Raw genomic sequence first — 21,671 nt, forward strand, 5'->3', positions numbered from 1 at the left:
GTGCGGATGGGGTGGAGGCCGCCGCGGCACAGCAGCGCTGGCGTGCCGCGGGTACAGCCCCCGATACCGATGAAGGTAGGGACAACCGTCGAAGCGTTGGGCGTTTCGGCCGACGGGTTGACCAAGTCTTGAGAAGTCTCAGATGCCCGTACGGAACTCCATGGTGCCCTTGCGCTGCCCCTGCATGAGGCGAATGGCCAGCTCCGCGTTCATGGCGAGCTGGTTGAGCAGCTGCACGACCGTGCCGAGGACCTTGATGGCCTTGGTCATCGCGGCCAGGGCCTTCTCCTCTTCGAGCAGTTTCGCGGCGGCCTTGGTGGCCCGTTCGAGCGCCGGCGGGTGGGCCTTCTCCACCAGGTTCTTGAGCTTCGACGTCAACCGCTGGATCTCGCTGTCGAGCTGCCGCTGCTTGAGCAGGCACTGCTGCACCTTCGGCGGGCAGACAAGCGCGGCACGCTCCGCCTTCCGCGCGTCCAGGTCCTTTCCGACGGCCTTGATGTCGTCTTCGATCTCCTTGAGCCGCAGGTCCTTCTCGGCCTTCTTGGTGGTCGCGTCGAGCACGTTCTGCTCCTGGTCCGGCAGGCGTTCCTCGACGTTTGCCTTTCGGCGTTTCAGCTGCTCCTCGGTCGCGCGGTCGCCGAGTTTGTACGGGTCGGCGCCAAGCCCGAGCCACGCCTTCGTCGCCTCCTCCGCGAGCTGCGCGAGGTCACCGATTCCGGGCACCGCCCCGACCGTGGCGAACAGGAACTCCCGCAGCCTGGTCGCCTCGGGCTCCAGCGTCAGCGCCGCATACAGGTACCCACCCGCGACGGCGATTTTGCCTTTGCCTTGGGCGATCCGGACCATCTCATCGATGGCGGCGCGGGTGTTCGGCAGCGGCCATTCGGAGACGCTTTCCCAGGACGTCATGGCGCGCGCCATCGCGTTCACGTCGATTCTGCCGCCCGAGACGGAGCTCAGGAACCCGGCCAGCGCCGTCGCCGCGAGCGCCCGCCTGTCGGCGATGTCGGCGTCGACCCAGAAGCTCTGCCCGGCCTTGTTGAAACATCCGCCGGTCCACGTCGCGACCCCGTTCGGCGGCAGCAATCCAAGTTCCGCGGTGGCACCCGGTACAGGCGGATTCGTCAACGCCGCAGACGACGCGGTGCGCAGCGTCGCCCAGATCCCGATGTCCGACGTCACCGTCAGCACGGTCCGGTCCCCGTCGCACGGCGCTTTCGGATCCGCGACCAGACCCTTCATGAGCCCATTGGCAAGCGTGTCAACCACGTCGATGCGATAGCCGACCGTGACCTGCCGCCGCACGGTCCGCCCGGTCCCGTTCTTAGTGGCGGTCATCGCGATCTCATAGGTCCCCGGCAGCGGCGCATTCCACACCACACTCGGTCCGCTTTCACCGAGCGGCGTGCCGTTGACGCTCCACGTGTACGAGGTGTCGACCGCCGGACTCGACACCACCAACCGACGCGACAACGCCCTTCCGGGAATCTCGATGACCTCGAAATCCACCGGCGCCGTGATGGTGAACGTCCCGGTCGCGAAACCGCAGTGCAGCGGCGGCGACAACGTGCAGAAGCTCAGCTTCACCTCATACCTGCCGGGCGCCAGCCCGTCGACGGTCGCCTCGACACCGTCCCGCTCGGCAACCGGCTCGGCGGCGCCCTCCGCGTACACGTCCCAGCTGATGAGGCCCGTGTTCGGCGCGATGTCGACCGCCTTCAACGCCACCGACGTGCCCGTCACGGTGATGGCCGGCGTCGCGCCGGGCCCGCCGTCACCCTTGACCGTCCCGGTGACCTTCCCCGCCGGGCCGGACACCCCCGCCTCATCGACCTCCGCCGACCGGCACCCGACAAGCTTCCCGGCCACAGGCGCCGTGAACGAGAAATCGACCGTCGTGTACACACCCTGCACACGCTGATACCCGACGTTCGCGAGGTCCTCGACGACGCTGTACGAGTTGTCGACGAACTTCAGCTCAAAATAGAAGTCGTTGGAACCCCGGCCAGCCATGGTGGCCGTGCCCGACATTTCCGCACCTGCACTGATGTTGTCCATGACGAGATGCGCCGGCCCGAGGTCCGTGTTACACCTGTCGGCCGGATATCCCGTGCTGCTACTCGTGAATGCGATGGGCCGGTCCCCCGGGTCGGCCTGCGCAGCGGTCTCGGAAAACGACAACGTCGCCACGACAACGGCACCCGCCAAGGCACCTGCCAGGACACGACGCGAGCGGGAAAGACGCATGCCTCATAGAACCGTAGGACATGCCGCCCAGCCTTCAGTCAAACCCGCGAACCCATCACACCATGTGGTCAACCGACACCAGCCGGTTCGTTACCTCGCCTCACCGCTCACGTCAGATGCCAGCCGCCGGTACACCTCGGAATCCACCGACTGCTCGACGAACGCCTCGACAAGTTCGCGCCGCTCGCCGCGGGGACCGAACAGGACACCGCATGGTTGCGGACGGCTTGGATCGCGGTGCTGCCGTAATCGGCGACCGCCGCCCTGGGGCAAACTGATGCGGTGGCTAACGACGTGCCTGCGGGGCTCTACGAGATCGTCGTAACGAAGGCCCTCGAAGAGCGGTTGTTGAGCGTCGACCAGGGACTCGTCAAGCGGCACGGTCTGCGGTCGGCCGATGCAGCCGATCGGATCGCATTGCTGATCGCTCAGCAGGTAGAGCGGGCCCTCGATGCCGTACCTGAAGCCGACCGAGTTGCGACCGGCGTCGACGTGGCGCGGCGTCTCCTTGAAGCGCTCGGCACCCAGCTGCCCCGAACTGGCCCGGCGCTCGAATCGCCACTGGCGCCCGGTGAGGTGTTAACCGCCGTCGGCGAGCGGCAACCTGACGGCTCCGTCCGTAGCGCCGGACGACCACTCATTCCACTGCTCGACACGACGCTGCTCACCAACGCACCCGGCGAACCCAGAGTCGGCAGCCAGATCCTCACCGAAATTGAGTCAGCGGACGCCATCGACCTGGTGATGGCGTTCATCCGCACGAGCGGTCTACGGCCAATCATTGACGCACTCCGGCAGCATTGCGCGCGAGGAAGACGGCTACGGGTACTGACGACCACATACACCGGCTCAACCGAAGGCAAGGCGCTCGACCTGCTGGCCGATCTCGGCGCCGAAGTCCGGGTCTCCTACGACGTGACCACGACCCGCCTCCACGCCAAGGCGTGGCTGTTTCACCGCCGGTCAGCGTTCAGTACGGCATACGTCGGATCATCCAACCTCACCCACTCTGCCCAGGTCGCCGGCCTGGAGTGGAACGTCCGGGTGTCGGCAGCTCGCAACCTAGACGTCATCAAGAAGATTGATGCCGTCTTCGAGAGCTACTGGCAAAGCGGCGACTTCATTCCCTACGTCCAGGCAGACTTTCAGCAGGCCCTCGACCGATCCCGACGGTCCGACGGACGCACTGTTCCGGTGCTGAGTCCACTGGAAGTCCGTCTTGAGCCGTTCCAGGAGCGGATGCTTGAGCTCATCGAGCTCTCACGCACGCGGGGACATCATCGCAATCTGCTGGTCTCGGCCACTGGCACGGGCAAGACAGTGATGGCAGCAGTTGACTATGCGCGACTCCGGCAGAAGCTGCCTCGGGCACGGCTGCTGTTTGTTGCACATCGAGAGCGAATCCTCGACCAGAGCATGGCGACGTTTAGCCACGTGATGCGCGACTACGAGTTCGGCGAGAAGTGGGTCGGAGGTACGCGACCCACCCAGTTCAACCAGGTTTTTGCGTCTGTGCAGACGCTGGCGGCCAACGGGCTGCAGCACCTCGCTCCGGACCACTTTGACGTCATCATCATCGATGAATTCCACCACGCCGCGGCGCCGTCGTACCGCGCCATCATGGAAGATCTGAAGCCGCAGGAGCTGCTCGGACTCACCGCCACGCCAGAACGCGCCGATGGCCTACCGCTCTTGCACTGGTTCGGTGATCGCATCGCAGCGGAACTGCGCCTGTGGGACGCCATCGAACAGCACCGCCTGGCGCCGTTCGCCTACTACGGCATCCATGACGGCATCGACCTGCGGGAGGTGCCGTGGCGCCGAGGACGCGGTTACGACGATGCGGCGCTGACGGAGATCTACACCAGCGACATGGCATGGGCGCGCTTCGTCTACAAGCAACTCGACCAGCACGTAACCGATGTCTCGACGATCCGATGCCTGGGCTTCTGTGTCAGCGTCGCCCACGCCCGCTTCATGGCCGAACAGTTCCAAAAGCTCGGCGTGGCCGCCGTTGCCGTCTCGGGTGAGACGCCGGACGCGGAGCGTGAGTCCGCGATCCGGGAACTTGAGGAAGGCACGCTTCAGGTCATCTTCTCGGTCGAGCTGTTCAACGAAGGCGTTGATGTGCCCGACGTCGATACTCTGCTCATGCTGCGGCCCACCGAAAGCGCCACGCTGTTTCTGCAGCAGCTGGGCCGAGGCTTGCGAATCGCGAGGGGCAAGAGCGTTTGTACGGTGCTGGACTTCGTCGGGATGCACCGTCGCGAGTTCCGTTTCGATCAGCGGTATCGCGCGCTCCTCGGCGGCACTCGTAGCGACCTTGAACGAGCCGTCGCAGAAGGCTTTCCGTTCCTACCGGCCGGCTGCCACATGGAGCTTGACCGGGTAGCGCGCGACATCGTCCTGCGCAGTGTTCGCGAGGCCATCCCGTCCCGTTGGCCGTCCAAAGTCGCCGAACTCCGGGCGCTGGCTCAACATCAACCAACGGTGACCATAGCGAACTACCTCACCGAGACGGGGCTCGAGGTTGCGGATATTTACGCCGGCAACCGCGGCTGGTCGGCGCTGCGCGAGGCAGCTGGCCTGTCCGTTGCTCCTGCGGGGTCAAATGAACAAGCCCTCCGCCGTGGCATCGGCCGAATGCTGCACGTGGATGACCGTCAGCGGGTTGATGAGTACCGTTCGCTGCTAGCACACATGAGCCCACCCAAGGTCGGCACGATGAGCGGCGTCGAGCGGCGCCTGGTGCACATGCTCGTTGCGAACCTCGCGGATCAGGTGGTCACGAAGGACACCTCGCTCCAGTCCGCGGTCGACCTGCTCTGGTCGCACCCTCAGGTGATCGTTGAGCTGCGCGATCTGCTCCATGTCCTTGGCGATGCATCCAGCCATCTGCAGCACCAGGCGCTGCCCGACGTCCCACTACAGGTGCACAGCCAGTACACGCGCATTGAGATTCTGGCGGCAGTCGGCGAGGGTGCCGGGGCCAAGACGCCCCAGTGGCGCGAGGGTGTTTACGACGCAAAGGCCGTCGGTGCCGACGTGTTCGTCTTTACCCTCGACAAGACCAGTGGCGACTTCTCCCCAACCACTCGCTACCGCGACTACGCCATCAGCCCCGACCTCATCCATTGGGAGAGTCAGTCCACCACATCTGGCGACAGCCCAACCGGTAGGCGGTACTGCAACCATGTGGCGATGGGCCGCTCAATCCTGTTGTTCGCGCGGACTCGGGCTGATGACCGGGCATTCTGGTTCCTCGGCCCTGCTACCTACGTCCAGCACGAGGGTGATCGCCCAATGGCCGTGACCTGGAAGCTCGAAACGCCTCTCTCAGGAGACCTGTTCGCCGCGTTCGCTGCTGCAGTTAGCTAGTAGTCGGCGTTGCGGGGGAGACCGCCGTCTCCAATCGATGGTTGAGTGCCCGTGCCTGAGCTTGCGGTGGCGGGCACAGGTGGCCGTGTCCCGGTACAGTGCGGCGCACGGGAGGGGCACAGAATGAGTGTGGTGCTGCGGGTCGCGCGGGGCTGGCCGGGTGAGTATCCGTCGATCGCTGCGGCGATAGCGGCCGCGCCGCCAGGTGCGACGGTGCTGGTCCTACCGGGTGACTACCAGGAGTCGGTGGTGCTGACCCGGGCGGTTCGGATCCAGGCGCGCGACGGTGCCGGTTCTGTGCGGTGGCGGTCGGCGCGGGGAGCTGCCGTTCACGTCCGTGGTGGCTCGTCGGTCCTGAGCGGGTTGTCGATCGCTGGTGACGACCGGGATTTCGCCACGGTACTGGTTGACGCCGGCGAGATCCTCGTCGAGGACAGCCACTTGGAGGGCGTCGCTTCGGCTGTCTTCGTCCGGGGTGGTGCGGCCACCGTGCGTGGGTGCTCGCTGCGTTCGATTGCGGCGGACGGTATTCAGGTCCGCGACGGGAAGGGCGTCGTCGAGCGGTGCACGATCGGCCCCGTCGGGGTGAGCGGGATCGTGGCCGACAACGCGGCGGTCGCGGTGTCCGCCTGCACCGTCACTGGTGCGGCCGGCAACGGTCTGTACTGGCATAACGGCGCGTCTGGTGAGTGCGTCGATGTGACCGTCACCGGAAGCAAGATGCCGGCCATCATGGTGGCGAACGGTGCCAGGCCGGTCGTGCGGCGGGCGCGGCTGCGTGAACTCGCCGCGCAGGCGATCGTGGTCCGCGGCGCCGCCGGCACGTTCGAGGAGTGCACCGTCGAGCAGGTCGATGGGGCCAGCGCGATCGCGGTCGAAGCGGGTGCGACCCCCCGTTTCGAGCACGTCCAGCTGCGGCGCATCAACGGCCTGGGGGTGCAGGTGAGCGGCGACGCGGCACCTGTGATGCAGCACGTGACCATGGAGTCGGTCGCCTCCCAGGCGTTGGGCGTGACCAACGCCAAGGGAAGGTACTCCCACTGGACGGTGCGCGACGTCGCGGACAAGAGCGTGCCGGCGGTCGGCATCCAGGGGCCGACTGCCGAGGTGTGGCTGGACGCCCTGGCCTTGCGCGATGTCGGCGTCGGCGTCGTCCTTTCCCAGGGCGCCGCGACCATGTCCGGCGTGAGCATCGAGCGGGCCGAGGGGTCCGGCATCGTCGTGCAGGGTGCCCGGCTGGTCGCCAACGACGTACGGATCAGCTCCGGCGGGCAGACGGGCATCGCCCTGAGCAATGCGCGCGCCACGCTGACCGGTGTCAGCGTCACTGACAGCATCGTGGGCATCTACGTCGGCGCTGGCACGAGCGGCGAGCTGATCCGTTGCGCCACCACCGGTAACCGCCGCGACGGCATCCAGTTCGACGCGTGCGGCGAGATGGAGGTGACTGACTGCACCGCCACCGGCAACGCCGAGGACGACGTCTGGCTCAGGGGCGGCGAACCGGTCACGTTCGCACGTCACGTCGGCCCACTGCCCGAGGGGGCGCGCGAGTCAGCGCCCGCCGGCGAGAGCCCGGTCACCGATGAAGGACAGCGGGCGTCGGGCGGCCAGGCCACGCGCAGCGGCGCCAGCAGTACAGCGGCGACACAGAACTCGGACCAGGCCGCACCCGCGCAGCAGGGCCCCCACCTCGACACGGCACTCGCTGCGCTCGACGCGATGATCGGCCTGGGTCGGGTCAAGGAGGAGGTGCGCAAGCTGGTCGACTTCGCCGACTACCAGCGGCGCCGGGCCGAGCGTGGGCTGACACCGGTGTCGTTGGAGCGGCACCTGATCTTCACGGGACCGCCGGGCACCGGCAAGACCGAGGTGGCGCGGCGCTACGCGGCGATCGCCTCCGCCCTCGGCCTCATCGCGCGCGACCACGTCGAGGAAGCGGATCGGGCGAAGCTGGTCGGCTCGCACATCGGCGAGACGGAGAAGCGCACGCTCGCCGCGTTCGAGCGCGCCCGGGGCGGGGTCCTCTTCATCGACGAGGCCTACGCGCTCGCGCCCGCATCCGGCAACGAGGACAGCAACGACTTCGGCCGGCTGGCGATCGACACGCTCATCAAGCTGATGGAGGACCGCCGGGACGAGGTCATCGTCATCATGGCTGGCTACCCGAACGAGATGCGCAAGCTCCTGGACGTCAATCCCGGCCTGCGGAGCCGGTTCACCACGACGATCAACTTCCCGCACTACACGGTCGAGGAACTCGTCGAGATCGTCGAGAAGTTCGCGGTGGACGAGGACTACGTCGTGCCCGGCGAGACCCGCGCCGCGTTGACCGCGACGCTGATCCAGCTCAGCCGTACCGCCAACTTCGGCAACGGCCGGGCGGGCCGGATGCTGTTCCAGGCGATGCGGGAGAACCTGGCTCGCCGTTCAGCCCGCAACGACGCCTATGACGTGGCGGCGTTGACGACGTTGCTGCCCGAGGACGTGACGGCGGCGCGAGCAGCCTCGGGCATCGCCGCTGGAGTGGGGGTCGCCGACCAGGAGGAGACGCAGCGGCTCCTCGCCGAACTCGACGCCATGGTCGGTCTCGGCGCGGTCAAGCGGGAAGTGGCGACGCTGGTCGCGCAGGTCGAGATGGCCCAGCACCGTGCCGCGCTCGGACTGCCTGCGCAGCCGCTGAGCCGGCACCTGATCTTCGTGGGCCCGCCGGGCACCGGCAAGACCTCGGTCGCCCGCCTGTACGGTCGGCTGCTCGCCGCGCTCGGCGTCCTCGCCGACGGCGGCATGGTGGAGGTCAGCCGGGCCGACCTGGTCGCCGGGTTCGTCGGCCAGACCGCGCTCAAGACGACCTCACGGTTTGAGGAGGCCCGCGGCGGCGTCCTCTTCATCGACGAGGCCTACACGCTCTCCGCACACCACGGTCCCGGTCACGACTTCGGCAGGGAAGCGGTCGACACGCTCGTGAAGCTGATGGAGGACCACCGGGACGAGGTCGTCGTGGTGGTGGCCGGCTACCCGACCGAGATGGACCGCTTCCTGATCACCAACCCGGGACTGCGCAGCAGGTTCGGCCGGCGGATCGAATTCGCCCAGTACACCGTCGACGAGCTGGTCGCCATCTTCCACCGGATGGCGTCCGAGCAGCACTACCAGTGCCCACCGCAGACCTTGGCGGCGGTACGGGCGGCACTCGAAGCCAGCTCGCCTGACACTGGCAATCCCGACGACTCCTTCGGCAACGCCCGCGCCGCCCGGCAATTACTGGAGTCGATGACCGGACGCCAAGCGATGCGGCTGCGCGGCACCGCCAACATGGACAGGGAGGCGCTGACCACCCTGCTGCCGGAGGATTTGGAGGACGCCTGAACGGCGCCGCCGCCGGCCGGAAACAATCGTCCGGTCGGCTGTGAATGGCGGTACACAACCAGGCAATGATCAACCAAAAATGCCTCAACGCCCGGTCACAGACGGTTTCAAACGCTACCCATCCGGATGATCCGAGACCGGCACAGTAGTCCCTATGTTAGGGGCCTCTGGGGCACCGTGCCTTACCAATCCCCCTGAGCCAGCGTGCTGTCCGCGTCGGCCCACGCCATTTGCTCATGTCGGCGGGGCGCAGGGCGATGCACCAGAGCGACGGCGTGCTCATGCAAGGGGGCGAAGGTTGCGCGGCTTGTTGCCCCCGAACCTCGGGTTGGCGCGCGACCTGCTGACGCAGCGAGGACCGCTCTCGCCGGAGGACCTCGCGGCCGCGCTCCGGGACAGTGGAATCGTTCTGGGGCCGCCACGACTCGCAGGTCTGCCGGAACGTTTCCCGGACGCGTTCGGCCGCGACGACATGGGTCGGCTCATCATCCCGACCCTCCGCGTCGCGCCTGAGCCTCCGACACCTCCCGATGTCCCCACCGAGGCCGAGGGCGACGGGATGCCCGCGTGGTTGACGGTCGCAGCTGCGCCGCCTATCGCGGTGAGCGACCTGGTGGTACTGGCTGCCGGGCCGCTGCGCAACGAGCACGAGACGGTCCGGGATTTTGCGGTCATCCGGCTGGACGACACCAGCAGCGCATGCCTGCCCGGCGACGGCGACCAGGCCGGCCCGTTGCGGAAACTGGCCGAGGGCGCCTCGGCCGCGGTGGGCTTCGGGCTGTCAGATCTTCCGACCAGCCCATACGCGGCCCTCACCGCTGCCCTGCCGAGCGCACTCATCGATCTCCGGCTGCTGGCGCTCCTGCACGAACCCGCCCGGCCGGCCAGTCGCCTGAGCGACCTGTGCGCCACCCTCGGCGTGACCTATGGGGATGGTCTTCTCGATCAGGCACAGGCCGCCGCGGAATGCCTGCGGGCGCTGCTGGCGAAGGTCGATCCGGCCGACGCATCCTGGCGACTGGCGCGTGCCTGCCTGGTAGCGGGTGGGTTGGATCTCGCCCGGGTTCTTCCGGACGTACCACTTCCGCAGGGCGCGACTGACGGACTGTCCTGCGCCACCGACCCGCTGTTGACCCCGCCGGCTGTGAGCTCGGCACCGTCTGGAGCACGTGACGCAGTACGCCAGGTCCTTGCTCACCTCGACAAGCTGGGATTCACCGCCCGCCGGTCGCAGGAGGAGATGGCGAGGGCGATCGCCGAGGTCCTGGACGATCAAGGTCTGCTCGCCATCGAGGCGCCGACGGGCACGGGAAAGTCCCTGGCCTACCTGGCACCGGCCGCCGGCCGGGCAGCACGGGCAGCGCGTCCCGTCGTGGTCGCCACCGCGACGAAGGTGCTGCAGCAGCAGTTGCGTCGGGACGTGGCCAGGATGCAGCAGCAGGGCATGTTCGCCGCGCCGTTCCGGCAGTTGTTCGGAGTCGCCAACTACCTGTGCACGCGTGAGGTCGCGGTCAACCTGGAGGCATCGGAGGCAGCCGCCGGCGCCGACCATTGGCTGGCGTTGGCGGTCGCGGTCCGGGCGCTGGCGACCTCGGAGGCAGGCATCTGGGACGACGTCGCCGATGCCGACGTGGCGAGCACACGGGCCGACTATCGGGCCACTCGGGAGGCGCTGCGCACCGACGCCCCTTCCTGCGAACGGTTCGACTGCGCCTGGGCGGCGCAGTGCCCGCTGATGACCCGGCTCGCCGGCGTGCGCGAGCGACCGGGTGTCGTGGCGGTCAACCATGCGCTGATCGCGACGTGGGCGAAGCTCGCGCAGCAGGGTCACCGTCCGGGTGACCTGTTGTCACCAGCTGGCGCTGACCTCGTGTTCGACGAGGCACATGATCTCGAGGACTCCCTCACCGCCGCCTGGACCGAGGCGGTCGGATCGCCACAGCTGCATGGCCTTGCCGCCAGGCTGGACGGCCGGACGGGCCTGGATCGGCACGTGCGCCGCCTGGCCCGTGCCGGTGTGCAGCTTCCCGGAGGGCGGAACCTTCGGGCCCTGGCCAGCCAGCTGCGACGTGAGACAGACGAGCTGACTGCGGCGGTGACCGGATACCTGCACGAGTACGGCGGGACCGGGCGCTCCACGGTGCTCCGGCTGGGCGTGGTGCGCAGCCGTCCCGAGTACCGGCAGCTCGCCGAGGCGGTCCGTAAGTTCGGCGACTGCCTGTACGGCGTCAAGCATGAGGTGGACGCGGTCGAAAGCGCCGTCCGGGCTCTCGCTCCCAACGGCGCCCGGCAGCGGATGCTGGCGCGCGTCACAACCATCCGGACGGGCGCCACCGCTCGTGCCGTCCGGGAAGCCGGCGAGATCCTGGCTCGTCTGCGCAGCCTGCCCGATGAACACTTGTGGGTTTACCTGCTGTCCGGTGTCGACGACCTCACGGACTGGACATTTTCGTGTATCCCGATCGAGGTCGGGTCGGCGTTCGCGGGAGGCATCGTCCGGGCGGCGCGCAGCGTCACGCTCACGAGCGCGACGTTGACCGCCGGGGGCACCTTCGAATATCTCGGCACCCGGCTGGGGATCACCGTTGAGCCCGGCGCACTCGATCCGGCCGTCTTCGAGGGGCGGCAGCTCAGCAGCCCGTTCGATCACGAACGGCAGTCGGCGGTGGTGCTCACCAATCATCTTCCGGCGCCGGTGCCGACTCAGGAGCAGGAGTTCATCGAGGAGTTCGCCCGCGACCAGGTCGGCCTGCTGTCCCTCACCGGCGGCAGAGCGCTCACGTTGTTCGCGGCCCGGCGCCGGATGGAGGCGGTCGCTGACCTGGTCCGTGATCGGCGCGACGCGTTGGAGCAGCGCGGTGTGAGCCTGATGGTGCAGGGAGAGGCAGGATCGGCGGAGATCGCCGAACGGTTCCGCCGGGATCTCGGCACGGTCGTGTACGGCGTGCGCTCGTACTGGCAGGGCTTCGACGCACCCGGGGAAACGCTGAGCTACCTGGTCATCGAGAAGCCGCCCTATCCGCATCCGGACGATCCGGTCGTGGCGGCCCGGGTCCGCGCCATCGCCGATCGCGGCGGTGACCCATTCCTGGAGTACGTGGTCCCGAAGACGGCGATCCTGCTCGCCCAGGGTTTCGGTCGTCTGATCCGGGGTGAGGCCGATCGTGGCGTGGCTTTGATCGCCGACCGGCGGATGCAGTCCCCTGGCACCGCCAACCGGATGCTGCTGGAGACGCTCCCCGGCCCACAGGTGTACCACGCGCAGGACCGCGACGATGCGTGGCGTTTCGCAGTGCGGTTCGTCACGGGCGAAGAGCCTGATCTGGCTGAAGCGCTCGCCCTTGCCGGCAACGATGTGGATGCCGCGCTCGCGGAGTTGCGGCTACACGAGGGCGAGGACCCTGAGGCGAAACTGCGGGAGGCCGCCCGCCGCCTGTTCGGCATCGAAGAGCTGCACGACGAGCAGTTGCGGTTGATGACAGCGCAGCTCGGCGGTGCTGACACGGTGGGCATTCTGCCGACCGGCATGGGCAAGTCGCTGTGCTTCCAGCTTCCAGCGCTGCTGCGCCCGCAGGACCGGGCGACCGTCGTGGTCAGCCCATTGGTGGCACTGATCAAGGATCAGCTGGATGACCTGCGTGGTCGCCGCGGGTTGCGGGGCGTCCAGGGCATCACCCAGTCGACGCCGTCGACGGTCCGGACGGAGATCGTCCGCGATCTCGCCGCCGGCAAGGTGCGGCTGTTGTACGTCTCGCCGGAGCGTCTCGTCCGTGACCCGGTGTTACGGATCGCTTTGGAGCGCCAGGATCTTGCAGCGCTGGTGGTGGACGAGGCGCATTGCGTCAGCGACTGGGGACACGACTTCCGGCCAGAGTTTCGGCGGGTTTCGACGGCCGTCGCCCACCTCGGCCGAGCGCCGAGGATGGCGCTGACCGCGACCGCCACGCCGCTGGTCGCGCAGGACATCGGCCAGACCCTCGAGCTGGATCGACCAGTGACCGTCAGCCGGCCCGCGGACCGCCCTAACCTGCGCTTCCGTGTGGTCAAGGTGACCGGTGAGCGGGATCGGGCTCGTGAGCTGCTGCGCGTTGTCACCGCCATGGATGGTGTCCCCGGCGTCGTGTACGCGTCGCGGCGCGCGGTCACCGAAGAGGTCGCCGCGTTGCTGCGCCGTGCCGGCGTCCGCGCCCGGCATTACCACGCGGGGATGGTGCCCGAGCAGCGTGAGGCCGTCCAGGACGACTTCCTGGCCGGCACGACGCAGGTGATCGTGGCGACGAAGGCGTTCGGCATGGGGGTGAACAAGCCGGACATCGGCTGGGTGGTGCACTACGACCTGCCGGACTCGCTCGACGCGTACGTGCAGGAGTCCGGGCGTGCGGCGCGTTCACCGCAGCTGACGGGTGAGTGTGTGCTGCTGTACAGCGTCGGCGACATCGCACGGCGGAGGTCACACCTCGCCGACACCGGCGAAGCGCGACGGCTTGCCCAGGTCACGATGCTGCTCGGCCTGCTGCCCCGGCAGCAGCATCGCTGCGGCGATGTCGTCTTCGACCAGGAGGAGCTCGCCGACGCTGTCGGCGTCGAACCCGATGAACTCAACGTGCTGCTCGCCTGGCTGGAGCGCACCGGCGCGTTGGAGCAGCGGCCGGACTGCTCGGCACGTGGGACCGTCCACGTCGGGTTACGTGAACCGGAGGACATGGCAGCCCGCCGCCGCTTTCGCGAACTCTCGGTGCTGTTGAAGCTGCGTCCGCAGGTCGCCAGCCGCATCGACTTCGACGCCCTGCGCGACGCCCACGGCATCGATCCCGACGACTTGGAACGAGACCTGGTCGACTGGTCGCTGGACCGCTTGGTCACCTTCGCCTCGTCGCGCCGCTACCGCCGTGTGCGGCTGCTGTCCGAGCGGGTGGACGCGCGGATGCTGTCGCGTGAGGTTGACCGGTGGAGCCAGTGGCAGCGCGCGCAACTGCAGGCATTGCTGTCCTATGTGGAGAGCGGTACTTGTCGCCGATCGACGATGGTCGAATACTTCGGGTTCCCCTCTTACCGCTGCGGTCCCGGGCATGAGGTGTGCGACAACTGCGGCGGGGTGTCGGCAGGGCGGGACCTTCCGGCTTCGGCGGTGCCCGACCCGGAGCATCTGGTGAACGCCGAGCTGACCGTGCTGCAGGCGGTGGCGTGGGCCAGCGCGCTGCCGGTCGGCCGCTACGGCGAGAGCGGACTCAAGGCCGCGGTCCTCGGCGCAGAGACGATTGCCGGCCGCCCTCTCGGCGCCGGACTGCAGCGCTGCCCGCAATTCGGCGCGCTGCGCTACCTGCGCGCTGCCGAGCGTCGCTGGGACACCGCGGTGTCGGCGCTGCTCGAGGGCGGCCTGATCGACCGGGAGAAGGCGCAGCGCGACGAGCGGACCTACACCACATTGAGCATCACCGTTGAGGGACGGAAGCGACTCGGAGGCGGAGTTGGTTGAGCGGATGAGCGTCGAGCGGACGGTCACCGAAGCCATGCTCGACACCGGCGAGATCTCGCTCGGCCCCGCCGAGCAGCGACGACTCGATCTCGGCGACCAGTCCGCCTCGTTGACGGTGACGGTCGACGGCGAGCAGCTGCCCGTCGTATGGACCGCAGGGCGGCGCAACCTGTCCGGCGAGTCGCTTCTGGAGTACCTGCAGGACACCGCGCGGATCGGTGACCTGCTCCGGCTCGAGCGCCGTGCCGATGGCGCGATGGAGCTGGTCGTGCATGCCCCGCTGACGAACTTCTCCGGCACGTCCTCCCCCGGCTGGCCAGTCGCTGCGGCGACGCTGCCGACCGCCTCGCCTGACGTGCCGGCAGCACCCGCGCGCTCCGGACGGCGGCGACTGGCGCGTCGCGCCACCCGCGGCGGCCGGTACCGCCTGCGGCAGCCCGAGGAGTACACGTGGCACGGCAACATCGGCTTCTTCAAGGAGGCACAAAGCCATCTCCTCAAGGCGCTCCGCGAGCGGGGCTGGGATCCTGTCGACGCGGTCGAGATGCGCCTGGAGGGCGAGCGGCTGGCGACACTTGACCAGTTCGATGAGCTGCTGGCCCTCGACGCCGCTCACATCGAGCACATGCCGCATCAGGAAGCGGCCGCACGGACGGTGCTGACCCGGATGGGCGGCCGTGCCGTGCTGGCGGACGAGGTCGGCCTGGGCAAGACCGTCGAGGCCGGTCTGATCCTCAAGGAACTCCTGCTGCGAGGGCTGGCCGATCGAGTGCTCATCGTCTGCCCCGCTCCGCTGCGCGAGCAGTGGCGGCAAGAGCTGCTGGAGAAGTTCGACGAAGAGTTCGTTGCCGTCGTCAGCGGCCAGGACCCGTCGGCGTTCGAGCACGACCGGATGATCATGACGCAGCACCTCTTGGTCCGCAACGCGCACCGGCTGGGCGAGCCGTTCGACCTCATCGTGCTCGACGAGGCGCACCGCCTTGCCACCGCCGGCGCAAAACGCGGCCGCGAGGTAGTTGGAGAGCTCATCGCTCAGGCGCCTCGCACGCTCTTCCTCACCGCGACTCCGGTGCAGAACAGCCTGCTGGAGCTGTACCGGCTGATCGAACTGCTACGGCCCGGGACGTTCCTGTCCGAGCGCGACTTCACGTCACGCTTCGTGGACAACCAGGATCCGCGCCGCCCGGTCAACGCGCCCGAGTTGCGCAAGCTCATCAGCAGCGTGGTCGTGCGGACAACACGCCAGCAGGCAGGGGTCGACCGGGTCCACCGGATGCCACCGATCGATCGAGGGGTGCGGCTCACCGAGCCCGAGCGCCAGCTGTACGACCTGCTGCTGGACACCCTGCGCAACCGGATGACCGCGCCCGGGGACACGATGCGCCGGCGGCAGCTCGCACTGCGGCTCACCGCGTCGCCGCAGGCCGTCTCGCGCAGCGCACTGCGGATGGCGGAGCGGCACCCCGACCGTCAGGTCGGGAAGGTGCTCACCGAGATCGGTCACCTGGCCGGCGACATCCACCACACGGCCCGCGAACAGGCCGCGTTGCAGATCCTGCGGCCCTGGATCGATGAGCACGGCCGCGTCCTGGTCTTCACCCAGCACACCGACACGCTGCTCGGCCTGCTGCGGCTGCTTGACGCTGAGGGCATCACCGCGGTGCCGTTCCACGGCAGCATGAGTCACACCGCCCGTGCCGAATCCGTGGCACGCTTCCGCGCCGGCAAGGCCGCTGTGCTTATCTCCACCGACGCCGGCGCCGAGGGCCAGAACCTGCAGGTGAGCAACTGTGTGCTCAACTACGACCTGCCATGGAACCCGATGCGGGTCGAGCAACGGATCGGCCGGGTCCACCGGCTCACCCAGACACGCAACGTCCACATCGCCAACCTGTTCGCCTTCGACACCCTCGACGAGCAGGTCTACCGGCTGCTGCACGACAAGCTGGCGATGTTCGAGCTGCTCTTCGGTCAGGTCGTCACCGTGCTCGGCGAGCTCGACGGCGCCGACCAGGACTCCAGCATGGAGAACCGGGTGCTGGAGGCGCTGTACCAGAAGAGCGACGCCTCCATGCAGCACCGCCTCGACGAGTTGGGGCGTCAGCTGGAGCAGGCCCGGAGCCGCGCGATGCAGATGATGACCGCTGACAGCAGCCTGAGCCAGTGGCTGGCGCAGCACCGCGCGGAGCGCTCCGTCCGGGCGGCCGAGCTGCAGGCGACGGAACTGCTGCCGCAAGCGGCGGACCGGCCGCGCCGACGGCAGAAGGACCTTGAACAGTTCGTCTGCCAGTTCCTCGCCCGGGCCGGTGCTCAGCTGGAACAGCCGTCGGAAGGGTTCACCATCGTCACCCTTCCCCGGGACCTCTCCAAGGCGTTGGACGGCCGGGAACAGCTCTACCTGGCATTCACGAACGCCGCCCTGGATGCCCACCCGGACGCGGAGCTGTGCGTCGTCGGCTCTGAGGTCTTCGACGAGCTGCTGCGGGCGCTGCGCGTGCGGGGTGACCTGAGCGGCTCCGTGCCACGCATCCCCGGCGTCCACCAGCGACCCGTCGTCGCCCACACCGCCGACGTCCGCCTGGTGGAACGACGTATCGAAGCAAGCGACGACTGGTCGGCCCGGGCGACCTACCGTGTCCAGGAGGGCGCCGCAACTGGCAATCAGCAACTGGTGACCGTCGACATCGGACAGCGGCCGGCGGATGGCGCCGACCGGGATCCGCTGCCGGACGGCGCCGACCTCCCGGTCGAGCTCACCGAGCCAGAAATCCTGGCAACCATCGACCGCGCGGCGGCCAACCACCTCAACGAGGAGCTGAAGCAGGCGCGGCTCGCCGATCGCCAGCGACAGCAGGAGGCCCGTAAGCAGCTGATCGACAACCTGAGCCAGCAGTTGAAGGAGGCCAGCACCCGGCACGCCTGGGGCGGTGGCCACTACGAGCAGATGGAGCGCCGCGAACAGCTCACTCGAGCCCTCCAGGCGGCGAAGGCGTCCACCGTCACCGAGCAGCACTTCGAACTGCGGGCCGAGCTGCTCACGGTGGAGGTGCACAGCTCCGACGAGCTGTACGTGGTGGAGCAGTGGGAGCACACTGCCGGCCCCCGGCGGGAACTGCGGTACGCGTGGAGTGGCGACCCGGCCGACCACACGCCAACCTGTGAGGCCACCGGAGTTCCGGTGCAGACGCTGGCCCTGTGCGCCGACGCCCATGTCGTCGACGCCGCGGCGCTCGCAAGCTGCGAACTGTGCGCTCGGCAGCGGTGCGGTGCCTGTGGACCACGACTCGCCGTGGCCGCCTGCGCGGCATGCGGCCGCATGGCCTGCGGAAGCTGCCGCAAGAGAAGTGCGCTGTGCGAGGAGTGCCGGCGCCCGGAGCGGGCACCCGACCTCGACAGCACATGGGAACGTGGCTGGCGGCTCGGCGCAGGGGCGCAGGTCCTCGTCGGGACCGATCACGCGATCCTTGTCGCGGCCGACGGCACCCGGACCACCATGGTTCCCGATGCACACCTGGACGATCCGGCCCGGGTCCGGTTGCGTGGTCTGGCCGCGCGACTCGGCCTGCCGCCATCCATCGGCCTGACGGCCGAGGCGGCGCCGGACACGGCGGAGCTCACCGACGCGGCGGTGTGGGCGCAGGTGGAGCGGTCGGTGTGGTGGACCACGGCGGCCGACCAGGGCACGCACGTCGACATGGCCGCGGCCGAATGCCTGCCGGATCTCGACGGTCCGCCGGTCGGCGGAGAAGCCGCCGCCGGGCTCGCTGCTCTGCTGGCCAAACTCCGGGGGCGCAAGGCGGCGCCGCAGGTGCCGGCGGTCGTCGTGATGCCGTTCGCCGCGGTACGCCGCGTCGACGTGCTTCACGGGCAGTTCGTGTACCAGGAGCTGTGGCACGACGGCACCGGTGAGCCAGGGCTTGCCGTCCATGACACCCGGCCCTTGATGCCCAGTGAGCACGCGGTGGCGCCGAACTGCCGGCCGGTTGCCCGCACGACTGTTGGTCCGGTGACGGTCGACGTCGACGGAGTGCACCGCTCATACCTCTGCCGCCTCACCGACGGCGCCCACACCGAGACGGTGTTCATCCCCGGGGTCGCCGGTGCGGTCGCCGCCGAGGAGGAACAGCTGGCCCAGGTGGTCGCCGGTGCCGGCCTGCCTGCCAACCGGGCGGTCGTGCGGCATCCGTGGCCAGGCGCGAGCGCCGACGAGCTCAAGTACACCCCCGCCTCCTCTGACACTCAGGTGAAGCGCCAGGTCAGCGTCTCCCGCGCCCTTGTCGACTCGCAGGGGGGCGAGCCGTACATCAGCCAAATCCCTTCCGGGAAGCGCCGCGCCACCTTGGCCCAGGCCGCTCACCTCGACGATATCCAGCTTCGTGATGCCCTGCATGAACTGTCGCCGCTGTCGTTCGTCGCGCTAACGCCCGTCCTGAGCGTCGACGAGCAGTGGTCGTCGACGCACGGCAAGGCCACCCGGCGCTATCTGGTGGCGCCCGCTGCCCCGATCGACGCGGACCTGCTCTCAGGCCGGACGCTGGTGAGGCCCGGCGAGATGCTGCAGGCATTCCCAGAGGACGACGCCGGCGCTGACGTCGCACTGTCGGTGGACTGCAGAGGGCATCTGCATGACAGCACCCGGAGCTCCTCGTGCCCCGTCTGCATGCTCTCGTACGGCCGCTGCTGCGGCGACGACGGAACGATCGCGCCCTGCAGGACCTGCGAGCGCCTCGCGTGCGGCGTCTGCCGGACCGGCCAGCACACCGACGTCCTGACCACCGTGTGCGCCCGGTGCGGCGACCACTCGTGCCGCGACTGCTCCCGTCGCCTGTCTCTCTCCGCGTGCGCGCTGTGCGGCCGCAAGATGTGCGGCACCTGCATCGCCGGAACGATGTGCCTGACCTGCCACCGGCTCGCCCCGGCGACCGAGGACGACATGCGGCTGCTCCCCGCTGAACTGGCCGCCGAAGGCCTCAGCGTGCTCGTGGCAAACGACCCGGCCGCCACCGTGGCCCTGCTGGTCGGCAAGCACCGCACCGAGTTGGCGCTGTTCTCCGGCACGAAGGTGCTGGCATGGGAGACGCTGCGGGACGATCCGGCGCCCGTCCTGCAGGCACGTATCCAGGCGGCCCGGCTCATCGGCGCCGGCGACATCGACATCCAGCAGCTCGACGCGCAGACGCCCTCGTACGACTCGGATGAACTGGTGCTGGAGCGGCACCCAAGCAGCCAGCTGCTCTGGTTCGCTGAACATGGCGGTGAGTGGAAGGCCGGCAATTCGCCTCGCCCCTCCGGCATCCTGACCGCCGCCGCTGTAGACCCTGCCGCACTCGCCGAGGCCCAGCAGCAGTTGTCCGAGGCCACGGCCGCCGGCCCGCTGCCGACAGCGACTCCTGCCTCGCGTCGCGAGACGGTGCTGCGCCACGCCGGCAAGGCGAGACCAACCGCCGGCCAGGCGACACTCGTCATCTGCCGCCAACGTACCGAGGACGCGATCCTGCTCGACGCCCGCGGGCTCGTCCGCCGCTGGAGCGAGGGCGTCACGACCTCCGACGAGGTCGCCGCGTGGCGTGTACCGCAGGAGCCGCTGGACTGGGCGCTGCGGGGCTGGCTTCCGGCTCCGGAACTCGTCGCCGTCTCCACGCTCGGCGCGTACACCGCCGTCGTCGCCGCGATCGGCGACCACGCCCTCCTCGGCCTCCGCCACGGCGACAAACCCCCGACCTGGCACCCGCTCAGCTGGGACCGTGACGACCTCAGGCGTGGAGCCTTGGGCGCGGCCCTGCTCGGCCGGCCCGCCCTGCTCTCGATCAGCACGATGACGGCACGCTCCGGGCTGCGCGGACCGACGATTCTCGGCGCCCAGCCGCACACGCGCCAAGTCACCCCGGTTCTGGCACTCGACGCCGAATCCCAGACAGGCACGTCCTCGGTAGCGCCGGCAGCTGCCCTCATTGAGGTCGGTATCGCGGAGCCGTACACCCCGGCGCTCACCGGCACGCTTCCGGAGGCGCTGACGAGCTCGCTCCTCGGCGTCGTGCGGCGACGCGCCATCGAACACCTGCACGGTGGCATCGGTCTGCATGTCGACGAACAGTGGCGCCTCGCCAGCGGGGAACTGGTTCCCGTCGCGTACCAGGTTCCGCCTGGGCAGCTTGACGGCTACATTCGCGACGCCGTCTCCGGCAGCCCGCTGCGCATGGTCCCGCTGTGCCGGTCCCACCACCCCAGCGAACAACAGTCCACCTGCTCGTCCTGCCTGACCGCCACCTGCGGCGCCTGCCTGGACGCCGTCCGCCCCTGCGCCCTGTGCGGCACGAACCTGTGCGGCCGGTGCGTAGCCAGCCGCGACGGCCGGTGCCCCGCCTGCGCCGTCCTGCAGAAGGCCGGCCTGCTCGAACGTCGCAAGCTGGACGTCCCCCGCGGTGGCACCGCCTGGCACGGCCAAGCCGCCCACACCCGCGTCGTCGTGCGCCAGGTAGACGACGAGTGGTCACTGGAACGAGCCGACGCCCTGGGCCAAGTCCAGCTGATCCTCGAGGGCGAATGGCTGCAGAGGGTCCAGCAGATGACCTCGTCCGCGAAGTAGAACGCCGGTTTATGCCGGTCGATGAGCCTCGCTGCACGGACCCTCAACAGCGCTTGGCTTCCTACTCTTGGCTCGGCACCCGCCGATTGAAGCGCGGTTTGAACGCCAGGATCAATGTGTCCTTCACGCCCTCCGGATTGTCCGTCTCGTACCAGCAGACCGTGCACTGCCCCAGCCAGGCCGCGATCTCGGCGGCCGATGCAGTGTGGTCGGGCGTATCGAGATCCTGGCCGACCTGGTCGTGCAGCACCGACGAGCCGCGGTTGCCGGTCAGGTGCTGCCGAAGCCGGCGCCGCAGGTCACCCGTCGACCCGACGTAGCCGACCACATTCCGCTCGAGCACCACATGCACGCCGGCCGAGCTGGGTGCGCTCGCGGCGACTTCCGAGGTGTACGGCTGAGCGGCGGAGAAGTCAGCAAGCAGATCGCCATACGACAAGTCAGACATCGGCCAACGATAAACAGCACCGTGCTGACCAAGCGGTTTGGTGTCGCGGTGCAGCTTCGTCGTCATCAAGCATCCGTGGCCACCAGGCTGTCCGGCCAGGGCAGGACGACGCCGGGCGTCCGGCCACCGTGACGTGTCGTGACGCCCCTATGGGGTGATTAGGACGA

6 protein-coding genes are annotated in these 21,671 nt (G+C 68.8%); 4 read left to right on the forward strand and 2 right to left on the reverse strand.

The annotated features are described in order from the left end of the window. Nucleotides 1–138: 138 nt before the first annotated feature. Nucleotides 139–2,190 (reverse strand): hypothetical protein, encoded by a 2,052-nt coding sequence (locus ABZ321_RS04395; protein WP_354889317.1) that lies wholly within the window; start codon nucleotides 2,188–2,190, stop codon nucleotides 139–141. A 339-nt stretch (nucleotides 2,191–2,529) separates the two neighbouring features. Between ABZ321_RS04395 and ABZ321_RS04400 the strand changes: the two genes are divergently transcribed. The 4 genes from ABZ321_RS04400 (at nucleotide 2,530) to ABZ321_RS04415 (ending at nucleotide 21,056) form a co-directional block, all read left to right on the forward strand. After that, complete coding sequence (locus ABZ321_RS04400; protein WP_354889319.1) at nucleotides 2,530–5,625, forward strand: DUF3427 domain-containing protein; 3,096 nt, start codon at nucleotides 2,530–2,532, stop codon at nucleotides 5,623–5,625. Between the two features lie 123 nt (nucleotides 5,626–5,748). Then, nucleotides 5,749–8,994, forward strand: coding sequence for an AAA family ATPase (locus ABZ321_RS04405; RefSeq protein ID WP_354889321.1), 3,246 nt, complete (start codon nucleotides 5,749–5,751; stop codon nucleotides 8,992–8,994). 307 nt (nucleotides 8,995–9,301) lie between these two features. Next, a complete protein-coding gene (locus ABZ321_RS04410; RefSeq protein ID WP_354889323.1) occupies nucleotides 9,302–14,470 on the forward strand; it encodes a RecQ family ATP-dependent DNA helicase in 5,169 nt (1,722 codons plus the stop codon). Nucleotides 14,471–14,474: 4 nt separating this feature from the next. Further along, the gene (locus tag ABZ321_RS04415) at nucleotides 14,475–21,056 is read left to right on the forward strand and encodes a helicase-related protein (protein ID WP_354889325.1); all 6,582 of its coding nucleotides are present in this window, start codon (nucleotides 14,475–14,477) and stop codon (nucleotides 21,054–21,056) included. Nucleotides 21,057–21,117: 61 nt separating this feature from the next. Here the strand turns inward: ABZ321_RS04415 and ABZ321_RS04420 are convergent, their stop codons facing one another. After that, nucleotides 21,118–21,570, reverse strand: coding sequence for a GIY-YIG nuclease family protein (locus tag ABZ321_RS04420; RefSeq protein ID WP_354889327.1), 453 nt, complete (start codon nucleotides 21,568–21,570; stop codon nucleotides 21,118–21,120). Nucleotides 21,571–21,671: the final 101 nt, after the last annotated feature.

This window comes from Dactylosporangium sp. NPDC006015, assembly GCF_040614215.1.
Taxonomy (GTDB): Bacteria; Actinomycetota; Actinomycetes; order Mycobacteriales; family Micromonosporaceae; genus Dactylosporangium; species Dactylosporangium maewongense.